Consider the following 20,662-nt stretch of genomic DNA (forward strand, 5'->3'; position numbering starts at 1 on the left):
TGTGACGCGTCGACGAGCGAGCGAATATCCTGTAGAGGTGAACTGGACTGTCGACGTGCCGATCGACCGCTTGCCCGAACTCCCGCCGCTGCCTGCCGGACTGCGTAAGCAGCTCGACGAGGCGCTCGCGAAGCCCGCTGCTCAGCAGCCCTCGTGGCCCGCTGACCAGGCGGCCGCCATGCGGACTGTGCTCGAGAGCGTGCCTCCCATCACGGTGGCCAGCGAAGTCGAGGCGCTGCAAGAGCGTCTCGCGCAGGTCGCGCGTGGTGAGGCATTTCTGCTCCAGGGCGGTGACTGCGCCGAGACCTTCGCGGACAACACCGAGCCGCACATCAAGGGAAACATCCGCACGTTGCTGCAGATGGCCGTCGTGCTCACCTACGGTTCCTCGATGCCGGTCGTCAAGGTCGCTCGCATCGCCGGCCAGTACGCAAAACCGCGCTCGGCCGACATCGACTCGTTGGGTCTGAAGTCCTACCGCGGCGACATGATCAACTCGCTCGTCGCCGACGAGGCAGTCCGCGCCCACGATCCTTCGCGACTGGTGCGTGCATACGCCAACGCCAGCGCCGCGATGAACCTGGTTCGCGCACTCACCGGCGCCGGCATGGCCGACCTGCACAAGGTGCACGATTGGAACCGCGAATTCGTCGCAGCGTCGCCCGCGGGCGCACGCTACGAGCAACTGGCAGCCGAGATCGACCGCGGCCTGCAGTTCATGAACGCGTGTGGCGTCACCGATCCGAGCCTGCACCAGGCACAGATCTTTGCCAGCCACGAGGCCCTGGTTCTCGACTACGAGCGCGCGATGCTGCGTCTCGACAACGACAGCGATCACCCCAAGCTCTACGACCTGTCGGCTCACTTCCTCTGGATCGGTGACCGCACTCGTCAGCTCGACGGCGCGCACATCGCCTTCGCCGAGTTGGTGTCCAACCCGATCGGCCTCAAGATCGGCCCGAGCACGACGCCGGAAATGGCGGTGGAATACGTCGAGCGTCTCGACCCCACCAACAAGCCAGGTCGTCTGACTCTGATCTCGCGCATGGGCAACGGCAAGGTCCGCGACCTGCTGCCGGCGATCATCGAGAAGGTCCAAGCCACCGGTCACCAGGTCATCTGGCAGTGCGATCCGATGCACGGCAACACCCACGAAGCCTCCACCGGGTACAAGACGCGCCACTTCGACCGCATCGTCGACGAGGTCCAGGGATTCTTCGAGGTCCACAACGGTCTCGGCACGCATCCGGGTGGCATCCACGTCGAGCTGACCGGTGAGAACGTCACCGAGTGCCTCGGCGGCGCGCAGGACATCTCCGACCTCGATCTCGGCGGTCGCTACGAGACGGCGTGCGACCCCCGATTGAACACCCAACAGTCGTTGGAGCTCGCGTTCCTCGTGGCCGAGATGCTGCGAGGCTGAAACCCTGCTTCGCCGAAGCTGATTCGCGCCGGCATAGATTTTCGGCAAACGCCCTCACCCGCTCGCGCAGGTGGGGGCGTTCGCTATTGCGTGAATCGTGTGACGAATCGGCGCTGCCAGGGCATTTCGACGGCGCGAGGTGAGTAACGTGCGCGAACGTACGCGGTGGCGTCCTTACTGGGCACTCCGTCCATGACGGCAAGAGCGGCCAACGCTGTTCCGGTGCGGCCGTATCCACCACCGCACGCGATCTCGACTCTTTCGGTTTCCGAGCGCACCCACACTTCGTGCAAGGCCCTGCGCAGCGCATCGGGATCGCTCGGCAACCAGAAATCTCGCCAGCGGACCCACTCCGACTCCCACTCGGTGTCGGGAGGTTCTTTACCGGTCAGATAGACGCCGAAGGTGGGGAGAGGTCCGGAAGGAAGTGGATTGCGGAGTCCTCGACCCCGAATCGATCTCCCCGACGGCAAGTCGAGTATCCCAATGCTCTCGGGTTCCCACGTGGCCATGAATTCAGATTAGGCCGAAGCGGACTGTCAGGGAATTGCGACGACGCTGATGTCGGTGCCCTTGGCAACGAGGTCGTTCTTGACGCTCTGGCTGATGATGACCGAGCTGTCGTTCTGGGTGAGCTGACGCACGGTGATCTCGAGGCCGAGGCGGCCGAGTTCTTCGCGTGCTGAAGAGACGGAGCGGCCGATCAGCGAGGGAACCTTGACGGAGTCGGAGATGAGCAGAACCACGGAGGTGCCGGCGTTGACGGAGGACCCGACTGCGGGATCGGTGCCGATCACGCCTCCGCCCTCGACGGCGTCGTCGAACGTTGTTCTGGTGGTGCTGACTGAGATGCCTACCTTGTCGAGGGCGGCGCGCGCAGCGTTCTCGGACATGCCCTTCACATCGGGAATGTCCACGGGCGGTGACCCTTTGGATGTGATGACCTTGACCGAGGAGCCCACGGCAACTTCGGTTCCCGGTGCCGGGTCGAGCGCGGCCACGCCGCCGATCGGGATCTTGGAGCTGAATGTGTCCCCGCCGTCGACCGCGACGAGAGTGCGGTCGGCGAGTTGTGCGCCCAGGGCCGAGACGTCGCCGCCGGCCGGAATGGGCGGGACAGTCGGACGCCCGAGCGAAGTCAGTAACGCCACGGTCGAGCCTTTGGTGACCCTCGAGCCGGAGGCCGGGTCTGTCCCGATCACCGTGTCGATGGGTTGGGCGTCGGAGTACTGACCCTGGACGTCGGGGGAGAGCCCGGCGTCCTGCAGAGCGGTGACCGCAGTGTCCTTGGTCAGCCCGTCGATCGAGGGAACAGCTGTATAGCGGCCCGAGCCCATCCACCATCCGCCGAAGCCCAACGTGAGCGCGAGGACCGCGATGACGAGCAGCCAGATCAGGGTGGCTCGTCGCGATTTGCGTCGTGCCTCGACAAAATGAGCATGCGGATCGTCGTGCCCCGGGTGGTCGTCGCCGAAATCGGAACCGTCGTCGAAATCCGAGTCGCCGTCGACCGTCGCCGGACGAGCAGTTTGTGTGGTGACCGCGCGAGTGTGCTGGATACCGCCAGGGGGAGGAGAGCCCGTGCCGAGCGCCGTGGTGGCTGCCACAGCCGGGGCCACGCCGGATGCCAATACCGTCGTGGCAGCGGGGTTCGGTCGCGCAGCAGAGTTCGGATGTACCTCCGTGGGAGGCGCAGGCGCCGGTTGTGGCCGGGCCGGGGCAACTTGCGCGCTCTGGTGCTGGGCGCTTCGACGCGGAGCGGGAACGCGGTATGACGGAAGTTCCAGTTGCTCGCTCACACTGCGAAGTGCAGCTGCCATCTCACCGGCGTCGGCGAAACGATGTGCGGGCTCGCGGTGAGTGGCTTCGGCGACCAGACGATCGAACTGCGCCGGTACACCGGGGATACGTGAACCTGGGCGCGGGACATCGTGGTGGATGCGTTGGTAGGCGATGGAGAGTGACGTATCGCCGGTGAACGGTGTTGTACCGGTGAGAAGTTCGAACATCAACACGCCGGTCGAGTAGACGTCGCTTCGAGTGTCGGCAATTCCTGACGTCACCTGTTCCGGCGACAGATAGGCCGCGGTGCCGAGGATCACGCTGTTGGAGGTGGTGGTTGCTGCCGCAGCTGCACGCACCAATCCGAAGTCGGCGATCTTCACTTCGCCGGTGTCCGAGATCAAGATGTTCTCGGGTTTGACGTCACGGTGAACCAGTCCCGCTCGATGCGCCACCGCCAACGCGTCCAGGACAGGTGCCACGACTGCAGCGACTGCGTGTGGCGGCATCGGTCCGCGCTCACGAAGGAGTTCACGCAAGGTTCCACCGTCGACGAGTTCCATCACGAGGAACACGTGATTGCGATCGCTGCCTTGGTCGTAGACGGCCACAAGGGCCGGATGCTTGAGTCGGGCCACGGCCCGGGCCTCGAACTCGAAACGAGTCAGGAACGCTGGATCGCCGGCGAATTGCGGGTCCATCACCTTGATCGCGACAGGTCGATCCAACCGTGTATCGAGGCCTCGATACACGGTCGACATACCGCCGCGCGCGATCGGTGCGTCCACTCGATAGCGGCGCTCGAGCATTTCGCCGATCAACCCTCGACCTCCGTAATGACTGTTCCTCCGTGCTTGCGATCTGCGTGCTTGTGATCTGCGTGCTTGTGATCTGTCTGCTTGCGGTCTGGGTGGTAGCTGTCAGCAATGTGGGTGGTTGTATACCGCGTACCGGTTCCCGCAGTGAGGGCACCCATTTACATCCACCGCGAAATCCCGGTTACTGATACGCCGCATCCCGTCCATCGTAGCCAGCGATACCGACGCGGAAGTCTCGAGAACGTCACAGAGCGCTGTGACCTGAGCGGAGCGGCAGTTTCGAGCACTGCACCGGGCGGTACACAGCGGGCTCGCCGGACCGGATAAACTTCTCGCGGTGAGCGCGATTCCTTATTGTGATGATGTCCTGGATTCTTCGGTTTCCCTGTTCCAGCTGGTGGATGTGGCGAAGAACGTCGGGTTGCCGGTGAGCAAGGTTCACCAGTTGCTTCGCGATCACAAGATCATCGCAGTCAAGCGGCATGGCGTTCTCGGTGTCCCCGAAGTGTTCTTCGGCGAGGACGGCCAGATCGTCAAGTGGCTGCCCGGTCTGCTGGCGGTGCTGCACGACGGCGGTTACACCGACATCGAAATCCTCCGCTGGTTGTTCCTGGCCGACGATTCCCTGCCGGGGCGCCCGGTGGACGCACTGCATGGTGATCTCGCGCGTGAGGTCATCCGCCGCGCGCAGGCCATGGCTTTCTGAGCTGCCGGCCTTCTGACAACTCACCGCATGCGGTTTTTCGCCGCGTAGGTTGCCGACCGGACCAGACCCGGCGCAGCGACTCGAAGTCGCGTGCGTCCTGGAACGGACACACGTCGATGCAGTATCCGGAAGTCGGCGCGCTCGACCTGGTCGAGAATTGCTCCGTACAACACGAAAGCCGTGCGGATCGACGGCTGGACCCGCCGATCGAGCATCGGGATGCCAGATTCGGCAGACCGATACCGCCCCCGCGTCACGGCAATGAAGTGTGCCAGCGCGCGCTTGACCCGAACGTCCACCGTTCCGGTTCTGCGCCCGTGCTCGAGCATCTCGATGTCGACCCCGAATGCGGCGAACTCGCCCGCCGGTAGATACAGACGTCCCCGGTCGAGGTCTTCACCGACGTCGCGGATGAAGTTGGTCAGCTGAAACGCCTCACCGAGATTCGACGCGGGCACTACAGCTTCCTGCTGCGGAACGCTCACTCCGAGAATCGGGAGCATCTGCAAACCGATGACGACGGCGGAGCCGTACATGTACTCGCTGAGTTCGTCCATCGTGTTGTAAACGGGTCGAAACTTCGCCGTGTCGGGGGCGTCCATCCGCATGGACTCGAAGAAGGCGTCGAAATATGCGCGCGGGATGTCGAACGTCTTCACAGCATCCGCGAAGGCCGGGAGTACGCGTGTCAGGTCGAGGGGAACCGTCGACGGGAAGCCACCTGTCGCAGTGGGGTTGTCGAGTGCGTTGACGGCTGCACGTTCGACGTCGGCGAGCACCGTGCCTCGTTCATGCGGACCCGAGGGTTCGTCCACGATGTCGTCGACGACGCGAGCAAATGCGTAGAGCGCGTGAACTGCGCGGCGTCGAGGTACGGGCAACAACCGGGTGGCCAGAAAGTACGTTCGGCCGTGTTCCCTCGTCACGCCCTCGCAGAATTCATAGGACGCAGACAGTGCGTTCATGACACGCGGATCACGCAGATCCTGACGTCGAGGGCGCCGAGGCGGCTGACGTCATTTCGATCGGTTTCTCGTGTTTGCGTCCACGAAGTCGCAGTGGGTCTTCCGTCTGCAAGGACATCGCCGCGATCACGGCAGCGACGATGGCCAGAGCCACGTGCGGGAAGGTGTACAGGCCGATCGATCCGTCCGGCTGGAACACCAGCATCAGCCAGGTGGACAGCCCGGTCAGTACGGCGAGAGTCGTCGGCGACATTGCGAAACCGGCAGCTACTGCCAGTGGCCAGGAGTAGTACCAGGGGAGTGCTGCGGGGGACAGAACGACGATGGCGACCATCACGATCACGATGCCCATGACGGCGTCGCGCTCGGTCTTGCGGTAGCGCCACCACACGACGGCGATGATCGCGATCAACACAACCGCCGAGATGGTCCGGGAGACTTCGAGGATGTCGTTGAAATGGTCGCCGGCGAACCAGGAGGTTGCCATGGTTCCGATGTGCGCCACGATCGTGGGCAGCGAGAGCCAGTTGATGATCTTTGCCGAACCGGAGAGTGCCGTCGTCCAGCCGAGGCCGACTCCGGCGATCAGTGAGGTGGATCCGAGTACCGCCACGAACACCGCGAAACCTGCGCCGGCCGTTTTGACGAACGATCGGATCGGTGACGCCGGTTCTCGCCCGGCCGCTGCGGCGTCCTCCCGCTCGTGGATCATCCAGATCCAGACTATGAAGGGAAGTGCGACGCCTGCGGTTGCCTTGATCGCGACGGCGAGCGCGATCAGCCCGATGCCGAAGAGGTGCTTGCGTTCGAGAGCGAGCGCAATGCCTGCGGCCATGAGGCCGACCATGAGCATCTCGTTGTGAACGCCGCCGATCAGGTGGATCAGGACGAGGGGATTGAGTACTGCGAGCCACAGGGCGATCGAGGTGTTTCCGCCGAGCTTCGTCGCGAGATGGGGAACGGCCCACATCATCAGGGCGAGTCCGGGGAGCATCGTGATCCGCAACAGCATCGTGCCGGCGATGACGTTCTCACCGGTCAGCCGAACGATGGCGTCGGCAAGGAGAAGGTGAACCGGACCGTACGGGGTAGTTGTCGTCGTCCACACGTTGGAGACGTTGTCGAGCAGGATTCCCGGATTGACGACGGGGCCGACGGCATACGGGTCGAAGCCGTTGCGCAACAACGCGCCTTGCGCCAGGTAGGAGTAGGCGTCACGGCTGAACATGGGCACCGCGAACAGCAGCGGAAACGTCCAGACCGGGACGACGTAGCGCAATCCGCGCAACGAGACGTCACCGCGCAGAGTCGAGCGGCCCAGTCGAACCCAGGCGGCGATCATGCACAGGACACCGATCCAGACGATGGCCGCCGACAGAATCGATCCGTGGCCGAAACGGAGCCAGGACAGATACATCGACTCGAGCAGCGGATCTTGGCGCCGGACGCTACCGGCACCGAATCCGCCGAAAGTGATCATGACTGCGCCGAAGAAACCGAGCAGTGCACTGTGACCTTCGGGAGTCCGAAGGAAATTGGCGGCCCTTAGGTGCCACGGTCTTTCAGTGGCTGCGGCAGAGGACGTCATCGGTGCAGGTTCCTCCCCCGAGGAGATCGGTGTCGATCGGCGCGTGCAGCGCCCGAGTCGGTGAATCGTGGATGAATGGTCGGTTACGAGGGGCCAGTTTAGTTGCTCGCACGAGTGCCCACCGCGCTGGCTCGCTCGCGTGTACCGGTAATACGTTCGGCGGCGAGCCGTCCGGACAGCAGAACGGTCGGTACTCCCACCCCCGGAACGGTGCCCGATCCGGCGAGAACGACGTTGTCGAAGCCGCGGGCGAGGTTCTTGCGTCGGAACGGCCCCGTCTGGGTGAAGGTGTGTGCCGCTGCGAACGGGCTACCCGCGGCCATGCCCTTCTCGAGCCAGGTCTGCGGGGTGTCGACGTGATCGACCTCGAACCCTTCGACCAGTCCCGTGTAGCCACGTTCTTGCAGCGTGAGGATGATTTCGCGCACGTAGGGCGGGCCGAGAGTCGACCAGTCGAGACTTGCACTGTCCAGATTCGGACACGGCGCGAGGACTGACAGCGGTTCACGGATTCGGCCGTCTCGCGAGAAGGCCAGGCTCGGATCGGTCTGTGCCGGTCGGGTGACGAGCAGTGACGGATCGCTCATCAGTCGCCCGCGGCCGCGGCGTGCCGTGATCTCGGCGAAGGTACGCTTCCACGCCTCGCCGAAGTCGATCATGTGGTGTCGCTGCGCGGGCCATTCGTCGGCGACCGCGGAGGAAACAGTGCCGTGAATCACGACAGCGGACGGCGATGTACGCACCGGGCGCGGACGCAATCGCGTATGCGGGCGCAAGAGCGAGTCCGTGACGGCCATGTCGGGAGTGAGGACGGCGGCGTCACAGTCGAAGCGCTCGCCGTCGCGTGAGTGAACGGTGTGCACGCGCCGTCCGCTCACCTCGAGGCGTTCGACAGTGCGGCCGAGATGCAGAATTCCGCCGGCCTCGGTGAAGGCGTCGGCCATCGACTCGGCGATCGTGCGCATTCCGCCCTCGGGGAAGTAGACGCCGAGTGAGGTGTCCATGTGAGCGATCGCCCCGTACACCGCGAGGGCCCGAGACGGAGCAACGCCCGCATACAGCGCTTGGAAGGTGAAGATCCGCCGGAGGCGAGGGTCGCGGATCTTGCGATCCACCTGCCCGCCCAGTTTCCCGAATCCTCCCAGTGCGACGAGCCGGCTCAGATCTTTGACTGCGTCACGCGAATTGACCAGTCCGAGGGGAGAATCGAAGTCGGCGTCCATGAAGCGGTCGAATTCCGCGTCGAAGATCCGGTTCAGCCATCGCCGCAACGCACGGTATCGCTGCGCTTCTTCCGGCCCGCAGACACGGGATACCTCGGCAGCCATGTCTTCTGGATCGGCGTGGACATCGAGAGCGGTGCCGTCTGCGAATCGCGCGTGGTACGTCGGATCGAGCTTGTGCACAACGAATTTGGGGTTTGTCGAGGCTGGGTCGGCACCGACGGCGGCAAGCGCGTCTTCGACGAGTTCGGGCATCGTGAGCACCGTTGCGCCGTTGTCGATGCTGTAGTCATTGCCCTGGTAGACACCGACTCGCCCACCGACCGAGCTGTTGCTCTCGAGAATCGTGACGTCGCGGCCGGCGCCACGCAGATACAACCCCGCAGACAGTCCGGCAAGTCCCGCGCCGACGATCACGACTCGATCGGTCGGCGAGCTGACGGTTCGAGTGCGGTGCACGTGTGCCACGGTCAGTAGCTTCGCTTCGTGGCCGCGATCGCCATGTCGGTCAGGCGAGCCTTGGACTCTGCCGTTGCCGTGCTCGAGTCGAGGGCGTTCGCAGCTGCCTCGACGAGGGTGTCGATCTGCGTTTCGACGTCGGTGACGGCGCCCAGATCGGTGATCACCTGGCGCAGAGTGTCGACCTCGGTGTCGGTCAGCTGCGTGCCGATTCCGTTGCGGAGCAGTTCTGCTGCCGCCGGATCTGCGGCGTCGGCGCGGGCAAGCGCCATCGCGAACAGGACAGTTCGCTTACCGGCGATGAGATCGTCGCCCGACGGTTTGCCCGTGACGGACGGATCTCCGAAGACACCGAGCAGGTCGTCGCGAAGTTGGAAGGCGATACCGATGTCCGTGCCGAAGGACCGGTAGCCATCGACCAACTCGGCGTCCGCACCGAACAGCGCGGCGCCGAGGTGCAGTGGGCGTTCGATCGTGTACGCGGCGGTCTTGTAGCGGTTGACCCGCATGGCTGCCTCGACGGTCTCGTCGCCTCGGGCTTCGTTGCTGATGTCGAGGAATTGGCCACCGAGCACCTCGGTGCGCATTGCCGACCAGACCGGGCTGACACGTGCGGCCGCCTCGGGGCTGATCCCGGATTCTCGGATCATGTCGTCCGCCCAGGCCAAGGCCAGGTCGCCGAGAAGAATGGCGACGGCCTCGCCGAAGTGCGCGGAGTCGCCGCTCCACTCCTCGTCTCGGTGCTGGTCCTCGAATTCGACGTGAACGGTCGGGAAGCCGCGCCTGGTCGTGGATGCGTCGATGATGTCGTCGTGGACGAGCGCGCAGGCCTGCACCAGTTCGAGGGCGGCGCACGCACGAATCACCGCGTCTGCGTCCTTCCCGTTCGGGTCGCCTCCGGCGCCGAGCCATCCCGTCCAGGCGAACGACGGTCGGACGCGCTTTCCTCCGCGCAAGACGAAGGCCTCGAGGGTGCTGACGGCCTTCTCGTATCCACCGCCGATGTTCGTGACGAGTTCGCGGCGTGAAGCGAAGAAGTCGCGGAGCGCTGCTTCGAACAAACCTGGCAGTTCGAGTGAGGTCGGATGCGGTGCGGTGTTGGTCGAACTCTGTCCAACGCGCGCGGTTCCTGCGGACAGGGTGGCCTCCAAGATCGGTATGTTCTCGCGCCGGATGGTTACACGGAAGCGAGCTTGGGGCCCAGCTTAGTAGGGGCTGGAATCAACGGCGGGTCGGGCCGTGAACTGCGCGATCCTGACATTCGGGATACGCAGTACTGGGCGATGAGCTTGTTTGCAGCTGGAAAACATATGCTTGACCGGTGACATTCGATCCAGTCAGGGGCCGCTCCAGCGAGGGGTGGGCCACCCGAACACCGTCGATCGTCGATCGGATCGCTTCCTCGACAGGTAGCCGTATTCCGTTCTCGGTCGAGTTTTCGCCGCCGCGTGACGCGGACGCCGAAGCGCGCCTGTGGCGTGCGGTGCGTACCTTCGAGCGGCTCGGACCGGCGTTCGTCTCGATGACCTACGGCGCAGGTGGCTCGACGCGCGATCGTACGGTGCGTGTCACCGGCGAACTTGCCGAAGAGACGACCCTGCTGCCGGTTGCTCACCTGACTGCTGTCTCACACAGCACCGAAGAGCTTCGCGCCATGGTCGGTGCCTACGCCGATCGTGGGATCAGCAACATCCTCGTATTGCGCGGCGATCCGCCCGGCGATCCGCTCGGCGAGTGGAAGAAGCATCCCGAAGGCGTCGAGTACGCCGAGGAACTCGTGCGGATGGTCCGTGACCTGGGCGACTTCCACGTCGGCGTCGCATCGTTCCCCGAGGGGCACTACCGCGCTCCGGACTTGGCATACGACACGAAGTACCTGGTGTCGAAGTTGCGTGCCGGCGCAGAGTACTCGATCACACAGATGTTCTTCGACGTGGAGGACTACCTGCGTCTTCGTGACCGGGTGAGTGCGTACGACGCAGAACAGGGCGCCAAGCCGATCATCCCGGAGATCATGCCGGTGACGTCGCTGCGCTCGGTGCGGCGCATGCTCGAGCTCTCGGGCTCGTCGTTGCCCCCCGCTCTCGAGCGTCGATTCGACGCCGCGGCCGGAAGCGGTCCGGACGAGAACCGTGCAGCGGTCCGCGAACTCGGCATCGATCTGGCCACCGAGATGGGTGAGCGGTTGATCGCCGAAGGCGCTCCGTGCCTGCACTTCATCACGTTGAACTTTGCGCGCGCCACCAGTGAGGTCCTCGAGCGACTCGGTCTCACTCCCGACACTTCGGTCGGGACAGCACAAGCCGTCTGATCTCCGGTTGCCCCGCTCGACACCAATCGAGGGGGGCAATCGTCAGGCGCTATTTCGTGGTGTTTTTCGGATTCTTGTTGTCTGCTTGCTTCGTGACAGGCGTCTTCATGACCGGTGCTTTCGCGGCCGGCGCGCGCTTGATCGGTGCTCGATTGCGCGCCATCCAGGCCATCGCACCGACGACAATCGCGACACCGAGCGCCAGCCCGGCCATGATTCCTGCCCACCCGGCGAAGCTTCGGGTGCTTGGGTCCGCGTAGTTGACCTCGGCGCGCATCGTGGACACCTCGCCGGCGGGCAAGGTCCACGACACCCGGGAATCGCCGTCTCGTGTTCCGTTGGTCGTGCCGACCCGTGCCGGGAAGGCGATGCTGACCTGGACGTCGGCGCCCTGAGTTGGAACCGTCTTCAGGTCTGCCTTGCCGTCGAGCGTGACGGTGTCCCCGGATCGCTTGAGGGTGATCTGGAACGACCCGGACCCCTCGGCGTACATGGAGCCCAGTTGGGCGACGTCACCGAAGGACAAGTCGCTGAAGAACGCCTGGCTGCCGACGTACCCGTCCTTCTTGTACTCCTGAACCCGTATCTTGTCCTCCAGCGACGAAGGTGGGGTCAGCTGCGGACCCTTGTCCGCCTCGTTCGCCGGAATAGCGGCAGCTACCACCTGTCCGGTCACACGATCGTTCGCGGACACTCCCATCGACACCTGCACGCGGATGCACCCGGCAAGCAAGGGAACAAGCATGAGGGCGAGCGCGGCAACCGTCAGGAAACGTTTCCGACTGGTCGGCTTGGCGGCGGGATCGGTGGACTGTTGCACAGTGGTCATCGTGCCAGCCGTGGCGTAGCCAGTCATCGAGGCGGGGGCGTGTCGGCGGGTGAAGTTCGGCGGGTGACCTTCACGACCTGCTCGAACGACGCATCCAACGACGAGTCGCGCCCCGGCGGCTGTCCGACAGTGCGATTCGAGCCGCACTGCGACCGCTGGCTCCGGACACACCGCCACCGGGATGAGTCGATGCTCCGGTCAGATACAACCCGTCTGCTCCCGGAACACGATGGCCGGACAGTTCCGGAAGCGGTCGCCACAACATCATCTGATCGAGTGACATCTCGACGTGCATGACATTTCCGCCGATCATCCCCAATTCCGACTCGATGTCCCGGGGAGTCTGAATGAACCGGTCGAGGACGGAATCGGCGAACCCGGGTGCGAAAGCCTCCATCTCGCCGACGATCCGGTCGGCCTCCGCCTCGGCGACCGATGCCCAATCGCGATGTCCGCTGAGGCGATACGGTTGCCACTGCGACCACAGTGTCACCTGATGCCGACCGGCCGGGGCGATCGTGGGATCGATTCCGCTGAAACTCATTCCGAGAACCGCAGGGCGAGGAGGAAGTTCCCCCGCCAGTGCTGCGCCGTGTGCAGTGCGCAAGTGTGCGCGATCGGAGACGAGTAATTGCAATCCCGAGGTACTTTCCCGTGTCGTGGCGTCGCCGCGGTACGACGGAAGCGCGGATGTCGCCAGTCGAAGTACCGCGCCGATGCCGGGGCCGACCCTGATTTTCCGCCGCCAGTGATCGAGCGTGGTTCGGTCGAAGCCCCCTCGGCCCAGGAGGTCGAGCGTGGTCAGGATGTGGCACCCGGCGATTACCTTGCGAGCGTGAACTTCTCGACCGCTCTCGGTTGTGGCGGTCCAGTGACTCGAGTTTCGACGGATCGACGTCACGCCGTCACCGAGCGCGACCGTGGCGCCGTCGACAGCCATCCGGGAGGCCAACGCAGCACTCAGTGCGCCGCTTCCACCGACTGCTCGCCCTGGCGGCAAGACGTGCATGAGGGCCGCGAAGCCGACCATCGGAGCGGTTCCCGGTTCCGACATCGCAGGCCCGGACTGGGCGCCGAACCACGCAAGCGCTGCTTTGAGTGCCTCACTGTCGAAATACTCGTCGAGCAGTGCGTCGCCAGGCGCGAGGAACTGCCGAGACAGTTCGCTGTTGCCGCGTGCGGTGGCGAGACCTCCGAACGCACCGATCAGGTTCGATCCGGTGGGCGGTGCGGAAAACGCTTTCATGACATGTCGACTGCGCTCCGACCAGACCGCGACGAATCGCCGGTAGGAGTCGGCGTCCTTTGTCCCGCATGCTCGTTCGATGGACCAGCAGGTTGCGTCGAGGTCGCGGTGAAACACGATGCCCGGCCCGTCGGTGCCCGGGGCGGGCGGCGCGAACGCCCACGGGTCACAGTCGATGTAGCGCAGTCCGTGCGCGCCGAGTCCGAGTTCCTCGATGATGCCGCTGTGTCGGATCATGAGGTGTGCCGACGACCCCCGGTCCACCTTGTATCCGGGAAATCGCTCGACGGTCGAGACGGCGCCGCCGAGAACCGTGTCCTTCTCCAGAACCTCGACCGACCAACCCTCGCGTGCGAGGTAGGCGGCCGATACGAGCGCGTTGTGTCCGGAGCCGACGACGACGGCGTCGAGAAGCGCGCTCACAGCGGCAGTCCACGGCCGAGGACTGCGAACGGCCGGTTGTCGCCGGCAAAACGAAATCTGCGGAGCACGTCACGAAAGCCGAGGCGACGGTACAGCCGCCAGGCTCGGTTGTCCTCGTCGTACACCTCGGGTGTCGACAACAGCACACTACGTTCGGGTCGATCGACGAGGAGGTGACGCAAGAGCGATTCGCCCAACCGGTGACCTTGTCCGTTCGGATGCACGTGGAGTTCGGTGAGTTCGAAGTAGTCGCTCAGAATCGCGTCGATCTCGCTCTGGGGACGACCCGAGCGCCGAAGCCCGTGCAGTACCTGTTGATGCCACCACTGGTCCGGGCTCCCGCGATACCCGTAAGCGATCCCCACCAGCGGCAGATTTTCGTGTGACGGTTGCTGAGGAACCGCCAATGCGCCGACGGCCTTCCAGCCAGGCCGGTTCGCGTGCTCCTGCCACATCGGTGCGCGATGGAACTCGGTTCCTCGCGGATAGTCCATCGCGGTGACGTACACGGCCAGTGCCTCGTGGAGTCGACTCGCGAATTCTGCGCGATCGAGGTCGACCGTATGTGGTGTCCAGGCGATCTGCGGGTCGACCGGTCTCACCTCTTCTCTTGACGGCGTGTCGGTGGGTGCAGTTATATTGAATAGGTCGAACAGATGTTCGATGTGGGTGATCCGGAGATGCCCGAAGGGAAGCGGGCATCTCCGGCCCACCTGGTCTTGGATCCTCACGGTGCAGGAGGTGCCCCGATGTCCGAGCGTGTGAAGCCTGAACGTGTGAAGTGCCAACGAACTCTTCCTGCCGAGTTGTCGAGTCCGTCGGATGCCGCAATTTCTCGATTGCCGATGTCGGCGAGGCGGTCCTTCGGCGCGACGGACGCCAGCCACCGCACTGCTCGAGTGGGAAAGTCCGGTGTGGCGTGGGGGCTGCTCCGGAAGGCGGATGCGCTTTTAGAGGAAGCGATTGGGGCGGGCGATCCTGCCGACCGGTTCCGGTGTGCCTACCTGGCGGCCCTACGTGGTGCCGGGGCAGTGTTGGCCGCAGCTCCTGCCGGTGCCGGCTCGAAGCGCAAGCGAAGCGGAAACGCGTGGGTTCTGATGGACGCCGCAGCGCCCGCGTTCGGAGCGTGGTCGAAGTTCTTCGCAGGGTGGTCCTCTACGCGTGCGGCCGTGGAAACCGGCGTGTCGATCGTGATCACGGACTCCGATTCCGACGCATTCTTCGCCGAGGTCGGCCGTTTTCTCACGGCGGTCGAAGATTTCATCGGTCAGGACGCGTCCGAGCATTTGCGAGCGTCGTGAACAAATGGTCCGTGTCGGCAGTTGTTTCCGGGGAATTTCCTGGTCCGCACAGGCAAATGGAGCCGAATCGGGGCCCTTCGGCACGAATACGTACGCTTGTGGCGGAACTCGTACCCGGAGTTGGTGGTCCGAGACCTAAACTGCTCGTATTATGAAAACAGGTAATCGTCCAACTTGATTACCCGCCGCCTCACACCGTGGGGTGGTTGCCAAACTTCCAGTGCCGGGGGAGGTACCGTGCCACTCTCCGAGCACGAGCAGCGCATGCTCGATCAGATCGAGAGCGCTCTCTATGCCGAAGACCCCAAGTTCGCCTCCAATGTGAGGGGCGGCCGTATGCGGGCGCCGTCGAGTAGACGGCGGTTCCAAGCAGCGGCTCTATTCGTGCTGGGTCTGGTCCTGCTGATCGCGGGGGTTGCACTCCCGCTCAAGCCGGGCGGTTTTCCGATCATCAGCCTGTTCGGTTTCTTGTTCATGTTCGGCGCAGGGGTGTTGTTCCTCTGGGGTGGTGGACGTAAGTCTGCGCCGGCCGCCGACTCCGCTTCCGAAGGTGGCAATCATCCCTCCGGTCCGCCGGGTAGGGGTAGTGCCGGCGGATCCGGGCGGGGACGCGGCCGGAAGTCCGGCGGCGGATTCTCGTCGCGGATGGAAGATCGATTCAAACGCAGGTTCGAGCAGGACTAGCTCTCCCGCCCTTCTTCGGGCGTACTTCGAGAGTGATGCAGTTCGGACGTGACGCCCTCTTCAGGGCACGGACGACCACACGTGTGGCGGTCGGCAACCAAGGTTGCCGACCGCCACACGCCGTTGCTGTGGGTGTTGTACGTGTGCGCCGGCAATCCATCGAGTGAATCAGTGACGTGCGAGCGAATCACTCGCCACTCCTGCTGCCTCAGGGCATGTCCGCGGGCTTCCTCCACTTCGCTCCACTCGGCCCTCCACTTTCCTCCACCCTGGTCGAACTGCAACGCACGACCAGACCTCGTCCCGCTCACGTCTATTCGAAAACCGCGCTTGTACTGCGATTTTGTGTGGGGGAGCAACAGATCGTGGCGTAAAGGGTCGATCTGACGGCGGTGTGGGCCGGGACACGGTTACAAATTTCCCCCACGTCTCCCCACCTGCGCTGACCTGCTATTTATCAGCAAATGATGCTGAATAGGGACCATGTGCTCCTTGTTTGTGGGGGAAAGTGGGGTACTGTGGGTTCGGGCGGAGAGCTGAAGCACGATCCGCTCGATAGGGAGGGTTTCAGCGCAAGCTCGCAGGAGGTGTCGAGTGTTCCTCGGTACCTTCACGCCGAAGCTCGACGACAAAGGTCGGCTCACGTTGCCGGCAAAGTTCCGAGACGAACTGGCAGGAGGATTGATGATCACCAAGAGTCAGGATCACAGCCTCGCCATCTACCCCCGGGACGAGTTCGTCAAGCTTGCTCGAAAGGCAGCGGCAGCTCCACGCAATGATCCGGCAGCTCGGGCGTATGTCCGTGCCCTGGCCGCCGGCACAGATGAACAGCACGCCGATGCCCAGGGGCGAATCACCCTCTCGGCTGATCATCGGCGTTACGCAAACCTGTCCAAGGAATGCGTAGTGACCGGCTCCGTCGATTACCTCGAGATCTGGGATCTAGCAGCCTGGGAGAGGTATCTCGGAGACAACGAAGAGGACTATTCGCAGGCAACAGGCGAATCTCTCAGCGAGATCGTCTAGGCGAAGAGCCCCCGGCGAATGCCGCGAGGCCTCTGCCCGGAAAGACCCTGACGCACTTCCCCAGCGCCAGGTTCTCCTTCGGGCAGGGACCTCGAAGCATTCGCCTTCTCGAACAGTCATCGCCTTCTCGGAAAGTCAGCACCTTTTCGAAAAGTCATCGGAAATCATGAAAGTAGGAGCCGGAGCAATCATGGTGGATCACGAGGTGAACGAACCCTCGGATGCCGATGGCTTCGCGCACGTCCCTGTACTTCTGCACCGCGCCGACGATCTTCTCGGCCCTGCCATCACCGCCGTCGGTGACGGTGGAGCGGGCGCATACATGATCGATGCGACGTTGGGGCTCGGTGGCCACTCCGAATTCTTCCTGGGCAAGTACCCGGGCCTTCACCTCATCGGTCTCGATCGCGACACCAACGCACTCCGGATCGCTTCCGAGCGTCTGGCGCCATTCGCGGACCGAACGACGTTCGTGCACACCACGTATGACGGGATCGAGGACGCGCTCGAACAGGCAGGTCTGCCGTCGACGGAGTCGGTTCACGCGATCCTTTTCGATCTGGGTGTGTCGTCGATGCAGTTGGACGAAGCCGACCGAGGTTTTGCGTACTCGATCGACGCTCCTCTCGACATGCGGATGGATCAGACGGTCGGGCTGACCGCGGCAGAGGTCCTGAACACCTACAGTCACGGCGACCTTGCTCGCATTCTGAGCACGTACGGCGAAGAACGGTTCGCGGGAAAGATTGCGTCCGAGATCCTTCGGCAGCGTCAGCGTGAACCCTTCACCACCAGTGCAGCTCTGGTCGAATTGCTGTACCGAACAATCCCGGCAGCCACGCGGCGTACGGGGGGACACCCGGCCAAGCGCACCTTCCAAGCGCTGCGGATCGAAGTCAATGCCGAGTTGGATTCGCTTCGTGCAGCCGTTCCTGCCGGGCTCGACGCACTGGCAGTCGGTGGGCGAGTGGTGTTCATGTCCTACCAGTCGCTCGAGGATCGAGTTGTGAAGGCGGAGTTGGTTCCCCGCTCGAAGTCCACCAGTCCTGAAGGACTACCGGTCGAGTTGCCGGGTATGGGACCGGAGTTCCGCATTCTCACCCGTGGCGCAGAACGTGCGTCAGAGCAGGAAATCGAAGAGAACCCACGATCAGCTCCGGTGCGTTTGCGTGCCGCAGAACGCATTTCCAGGAGGCGGGCATGAGTCGTCAGGGCAAATCCGGTGCAGCGCAACGTGCATACGACAAGCGCACCGCACGGGCGGCAGGCCGGACCGGAACTGTCGCTGCTGCCGGCCCGTCTATCTCTCCTCGGGCGATGCTCAAGGGGAGAGTGCCGTTCGTCGCCTCCGTCATCGGACTTCTGTCCATCGGTCTCGCGGTGACTCTGCTGCTGACCACTCGCGCTGCCGAGGATTCGTACCAACTCAGTGATGCACGTGCATACAACCAGTCTTTGGTCGAGCAGAAAGCAGCGCTCGAACGTGACTTCCAGTCGCGTAACTCGGCTCCGGAGTTGGCAAATCAGGCAAGCGCTCTCGGCATGGTCCCCGCCAAGGACCCTGCACGACTGGTAGTTCATCCGGACGGTTCGGTCGAGGTCGTCGGAACGCCGACTCCCGCGACTGCCGGAGCTATGCCTCCGCTCGATGCGCCCACATCGGTGCCCGCACCGACTGCGACACCCCCGCGCACCACAACGCCGGTTGCTCCCGGAGCCACGCCGAGCGTTCCGAATAACACGCGAAACCTCGCGCAGAGTGAACAATTGGTTCCTGTGATCCCCACGACGACAGCACCCGCCACCACGACGGCGGTGCCTGCTCCGCCTGAGGAACGTCGGTGAGTCAGAACTCCCGTAACAACCCCGGTCGGCGTCCGCGCCGCTCGGCCACCGCCTCATTTCCGTTTCGTCAGCGAGTCGGTCGTATCACCATGTGTGGTGCGCTCGCCGTTGCGGCATTGCAGCTCTTGTGGATTCAGGGAATCGACGCGCCGAGTCTGGCTGCGGAATCTGCCAATCAACGAACCACGACCCAGGTCGATCCGGCTGTACGTGGCTCGATAACCGATCGCAACGGAAACCCCCTCGCCTTCACCATGGAAGCCAAGGCGCTGACTTTCCAGCCGGTGCGGGTACGCAAGGAACTCGAGGAAGCGCGCGCCAAGAGCATCGAGCAGGGCGCCGAGGGTGACAAGCAGGCGCCGGAAGTGAGCGATCGCCTCGCCGAGATCGCCGCCGGAATCCACGCCAAGCTCGGCGATACCGTTCCGGAAAAAGATCTGCTTCAGAAGATGAACAGCAACGAGACTTTCACGTACCTCGCGCGCAGCGTGGATCCGGCGGTTGCTGCCGAGATCTCGGACAAGTTCCGGGAGGTCGGCCTCGAGCGTCAGGACATCCGCGAGTACCCCGGTGGCTCTCTGGCCGCGAATCTCGTCGGCGCGACCGGCTGGGACGGGCACGGTTTGCTCGGTCTCGAAGATTCGATGGACTCCACGCTCGCCGGAACCGATGGATCCGAAACGTACGACCGCGGTTCCGACGGCGCTGTGATCCCCGGTAGCTGGCGTGACAAGCAACCGGCAGTCAACGGTTCGGGTGTCGAGCTGACCATCGATTCGGACCTCCAGTTCTACGTTCAGCAGCAGGTCCAGATCGCCAAGGACAAGTCGGGCGCAAAGAACGCTTCGGTTGTGGTCATGGACTCCAAGACGGGACAGGTGTTGGCCATGTCCAACGACAGCACCTTCAACCCCGCAATCGGCATCGACAAGAACGCGCCGACAGCCGAAATGGGCAATCCGTCGGTCAGTACGCCGTTCGAGCCCGGATCGGTGAACAAGATCGTCACCGCAGCAGCGGCCATCGAGGACGGTAAGACAACTCCGGACGAAGTTCTGCAGGTCCCGGGCAGCATCACGATGTCCGGTGCCACAGTCAAGGACGCGTGGGATCACGGTGTGGCCCCGTACACCTCTACCGGTGTGTTCGGAAAGTCCTCGAACGTCGGCACCTTGATGCTCGCTCAGCGAGTGGGCGAGGATCGCTACGCAGACATGCTGAACAGGTTCGGCCTCGGACAACGCACCGACGTCGGACTTCCCGGCGAGAGCGCGGGCAGCGTTCCGAGTCGCGACCAGTGGTCGGGCGGAACCTTCGCGAACCTGCCGATCGGGCAGGGTCTTTCGATGACAACCCTGCAGATGACCGGGATGTACCAGGCCATTGCCAACGACGGCGTGCGAATTCCTCCGCGGATCGTGAAGTCGACTGTCGATTCTTCCGGCACGCGGACCGAGACGCCGCAACCCGAGGGCGTCGAGGTGGTCAGCGCCCAGACAGCGGCGACCGTTCGGGACATGTTCCGGTCGGTCACTCAGGAAGACACCGGCAACCAACGAGGAACCGGTGTTGCCGCGGGCGTCGAGGGATACCAGGTCAGTGGAAAGACCGGGACCGCGCAGCAGGTGGATCCCGCGTGCAAGTGCTACTCCAACTCCAACTACTGGATCACCTTCGCGGGAATCGCGCCTGCGGACAATCCTCGATTCGTGATCGGAATCATGCTCGACGCACCGGTTCGCGGCGTGGACGGCGGCGGCGGTCAGTCGGCGGCACCGTTGTTCCACAACATCGCGTCGTGGATGCTCCAGCGTGACAGTGTCCCGATGTCGCCGGACCCCGGTCGCAAGTTGGTGTTGCAGGCGGACTGATTGCGGTGTGTCGGTTTCGACACGGTCTTCGGGTGAATCCCGGACACGGTAATCTCAAACGTCGCAGTAACCTCATTCATCGCAGTGCGCCGAACTTTGCTTGCGTTGCGACCGCCATAGACAACGACCGCCATAGACAACGACCGCGATAGAACAACGACA

18 protein-coding genes are annotated in these 20,662 nt (G+C 63.8%); 9 read left to right on the forward strand and 9 right to left on the reverse strand.

From position 1 onward, the window contains the following. The first annotated feature begins 37 nt into the window (after positions 1-37). A complete protein-coding gene (locus QRN54_RS18210; RefSeq protein ID WP_007730070.1) occupies positions 38-1,423 on the forward strand; it encodes a class II 3-deoxy-7-phosphoheptulonate synthase in 1,386 nt (461 codons plus the stop codon). Positions 1,424-1,506: 83 nt separating this feature from the next. Here QRN54_RS18210 and QRN54_RS18215 read toward each other — a convergent pair whose 3' ends face one another. Next, positions 1,507-1,935 carry a protein-tyrosine phosphatase family protein gene (locus QRN54_RS18215; RefSeq protein ID WP_003941706.1) on the reverse strand — a complete coding sequence of 143 codons (429 nt, stop codon included), beginning with the start codon at positions 1,933-1,935 and terminating at the stop codon, positions 1,507-1,509. Positions 1,936-1,962: 27 nt separating this feature from the next. Further along, entirely contained in the window at positions 1,963-4,026 is a 2,064-nt protein-coding gene (gene pknB / locus QRN54_RS18220) for a Stk1 family PASTA domain-containing Ser/Thr kinase (RefSeq protein ID WP_285182734.1), read from the reverse strand. Positions 4,027-4,360: 334 nt separating this feature from the next. Between pknB and QRN54_RS18225 the strand changes: the two genes are divergently transcribed. Continuing rightward, positions 4,361-4,729 carry an Rv2175c family DNA-binding protein gene (locus tag QRN54_RS18225; protein WP_020969869.1) on the forward strand — a complete coding sequence of 123 codons (369 nt, stop codon included), beginning with the start codon at positions 4,361-4,363 and terminating at the stop codon, positions 4,727-4,729. A gap of 20 nt (positions 4,730-4,749) precedes the next feature. Here QRN54_RS18225 and QRN54_RS18230 read toward each other — a convergent pair whose 3' ends face one another. From QRN54_RS18230 to QRN54_RS18245, 4 genes are all read right to left on the reverse strand, one after another. Beyond that, complete coding sequence (locus QRN54_RS18230; RefSeq protein ID WP_285182735.1) at positions 4,750-5,694, reverse strand: phytoene/squalene synthase family protein; 945 nt, start codon at positions 5,692-5,694, stop codon at positions 4,750-4,752. A gap of 10 nt (positions 5,695-5,704) precedes the next feature. Continuing rightward, positions 5,705-7,282: an alpha-(1->6)-mannopyranosyltransferase A gene (locus QRN54_RS18235; RefSeq protein WP_285182736.1), complete on the reverse strand. Its 1,578-nt coding sequence runs from the start codon at positions 7,280-7,282 to the stop codon at positions 5,705-5,707. 98 nt (positions 7,283-7,380) lie between these two features. After that, a complete protein-coding gene (gene crtI / locus QRN54_RS18240; RefSeq protein WP_285182737.1) occupies positions 7,381-8,973 on the reverse strand; it encodes a phytoene desaturase family protein in 1,593 nt (530 codons plus the stop codon). 2 nt (positions 8,974-8,975) lie between these two features. Continuing rightward, the gene (locus QRN54_RS18245) at positions 8,976-10,115 is read right to left on the reverse strand and encodes a polyprenyl synthetase family protein (protein ID WP_285182738.1); all 1,140 of its coding nucleotides are present in this window, start codon (positions 10,113-10,115) and stop codon (positions 8,976-8,978) included. A gap of 170 nt (positions 10,116-10,285) precedes the next feature. On the opposite strand from QRN54_RS18245, the gene QRN54_RS18250 reads away from it, so the two are divergent. Further along, positions 10,286-11,275: a methylenetetrahydrofolate reductase gene (locus QRN54_RS18250; protein WP_003941803.1), complete on the forward strand. Its 990-nt coding sequence runs from the start codon at positions 10,286-10,288 to the stop codon at positions 11,273-11,275. A gap of 49 nt (positions 11,276-11,324) precedes the next feature. Here the strand turns inward: QRN54_RS18250 and QRN54_RS18255 are convergent, their stop codons facing one another. The 3 genes from QRN54_RS18255 to QRN54_RS18265 form a co-directional block, all read right to left on the reverse strand. Continuing rightward, a complete protein-coding gene (locus tag QRN54_RS18255; protein ID WP_285182739.1) occupies positions 11,325-12,104 on the reverse strand; it encodes an LppM family (lipo)protein in 780 nt (259 codons plus the stop codon). Between the two features lie 70 nt (positions 12,105-12,174). After that, the gene (locus QRN54_RS18260; RefSeq protein ID WP_042452826.1) at positions 12,175-13,773 is read right to left on the reverse strand and encodes a phytoene desaturase family protein; all 1,599 of its coding nucleotides are present in this window, start codon (positions 13,771-13,773) and stop codon (positions 12,175-12,177) included. Next, positions 13,770-14,375 (reverse strand): GNAT family N-acetyltransferase, encoded by a 606-nt coding sequence (locus tag QRN54_RS18265; protein WP_003941672.1) that lies wholly within the window; start codon positions 14,373-14,375, stop codon positions 13,770-13,772. The genes QRN54_RS18260 and QRN54_RS18265 overlap by 4 nt, the downstream gene beginning before the upstream one ends. A 147-nt stretch (positions 14,376-14,522) precedes the next feature. Here QRN54_RS18265 and QRN54_RS18270 point away from each other — a divergent pair, with 147 nt between their 5' ends. From QRN54_RS18270 to QRN54_RS18295, 6 genes are all read left to right on the forward strand, one after another. Further along, positions 14,523-15,074, forward strand: coding sequence for an SAV_6107 family HEPN domain-containing protein (locus QRN54_RS18270; protein ID WP_228401065.1), 552 nt, complete (start codon positions 14,523-14,525; stop codon positions 15,072-15,074). 237 nt (positions 15,075-15,311) lie between these two features. Then, positions 15,312-15,758, forward strand: a complete 447-nt coding sequence (locus tag QRN54_RS18275) for an SCO2097 family morphological protein (RefSeq protein ID WP_003941660.1) — start codon at positions 15,312-15,314, stop codon at positions 15,756-15,758. 594 nt (positions 15,759-16,352) lie between these two features. Further along, positions 16,353-16,784 (forward strand): division/cell wall cluster transcriptional repressor MraZ, encoded by a 432-nt coding sequence (mraZ, locus tag QRN54_RS18280; protein WP_003941779.1) that lies wholly within the window; start codon positions 16,353-16,355, stop codon positions 16,782-16,784. Between the two features lie 190 nt (positions 16,785-16,974). Further along, entirely contained in the window at positions 16,975-17,988 is a 1,014-nt protein-coding gene (gene rsmH / locus QRN54_RS18285) for a 16S rRNA (cytosine(1402)-N(4))-methyltransferase RsmH (protein WP_285182740.1), read from the forward strand. Next, complete coding sequence (ftsL, locus tag QRN54_RS18290) at positions 17,985-18,629, forward strand: cell division protein FtsL (RefSeq protein WP_003941715.1); 645 nt, start codon at positions 17,985-17,987, stop codon at positions 18,627-18,629. The genes rsmH and ftsL overlap by 4 nt, the downstream gene beginning before the upstream one ends. Continuing rightward, on the forward strand, positions 18,626-20,500 hold the full coding sequence (locus tag QRN54_RS18295) for a peptidoglycan D,D-transpeptidase FtsI family protein (RefSeq protein ID WP_003941764.1): 1,875 nt from the start codon (positions 18,626-18,628) through the stop codon (positions 20,498-20,500). Before ftsL ends, QRN54_RS18295 begins: the two co-directional genes overlap by 4 nt. Positions 20,501-20,662: the final 162 nt, after the last annotated feature.

The organism is Rhodococcus sp. MEB032 (genome assembly GCF_030208925.1).
GTDB classification, from domain to species: Bacteria; Actinomycetota; Actinomycetes; order Mycobacteriales; family Mycobacteriaceae; genus Rhodococcus_F; species Rhodococcus_F qingshengii.

Coding starts and splice junctions, on each gene's coding strand:
- QRN54_RS18235 (WP_285182736.1), bottom strand. CDS start 7,282: ATGACGTCCTCTGCCGCAGCCACTGAAAGACCGTGGCACCTAAGGGCC.
- QRN54_RS18255 (WP_285182739.1), bottom strand. CDS start 12,104: ATGACCACTGTGCAACAGTCCACCGATCCCGCCGCCAAGCCGACCAGT.
- QRN54_RS18270 (WP_228401065.1), top strand. CDS start 14,523: ATGTCCGAGCGTGTGAAGCCTGAACGTGTGAAGTGCCAACGAACTCTT.
- QRN54_RS18230 (WP_285182735.1), bottom strand. CDS start 5,694: ATGAACGCACTGTCTGCGTCCTATGAATTCTGCGAGGGCGTGACGAGG.
- QRN54_RS18215 (WP_003941706.1), bottom strand. CDS start 1,935: ATGGCCACGTGGGAACCCGAGAGCATTGGGATACTCGACTTGCCGTCG.
- ftsL (WP_003941715.1), top strand. CDS start 17,985: ATGAGTCGTCAGGGCAAATCCGGTGCAGCGCAACGTGCATACGACAAG.
- rsmH (WP_285182740.1), top strand. CDS start 16,975: ATGGTGGATCACGAGGTGAACGAACCCTCGGATGCCGATGGCTTCGCG.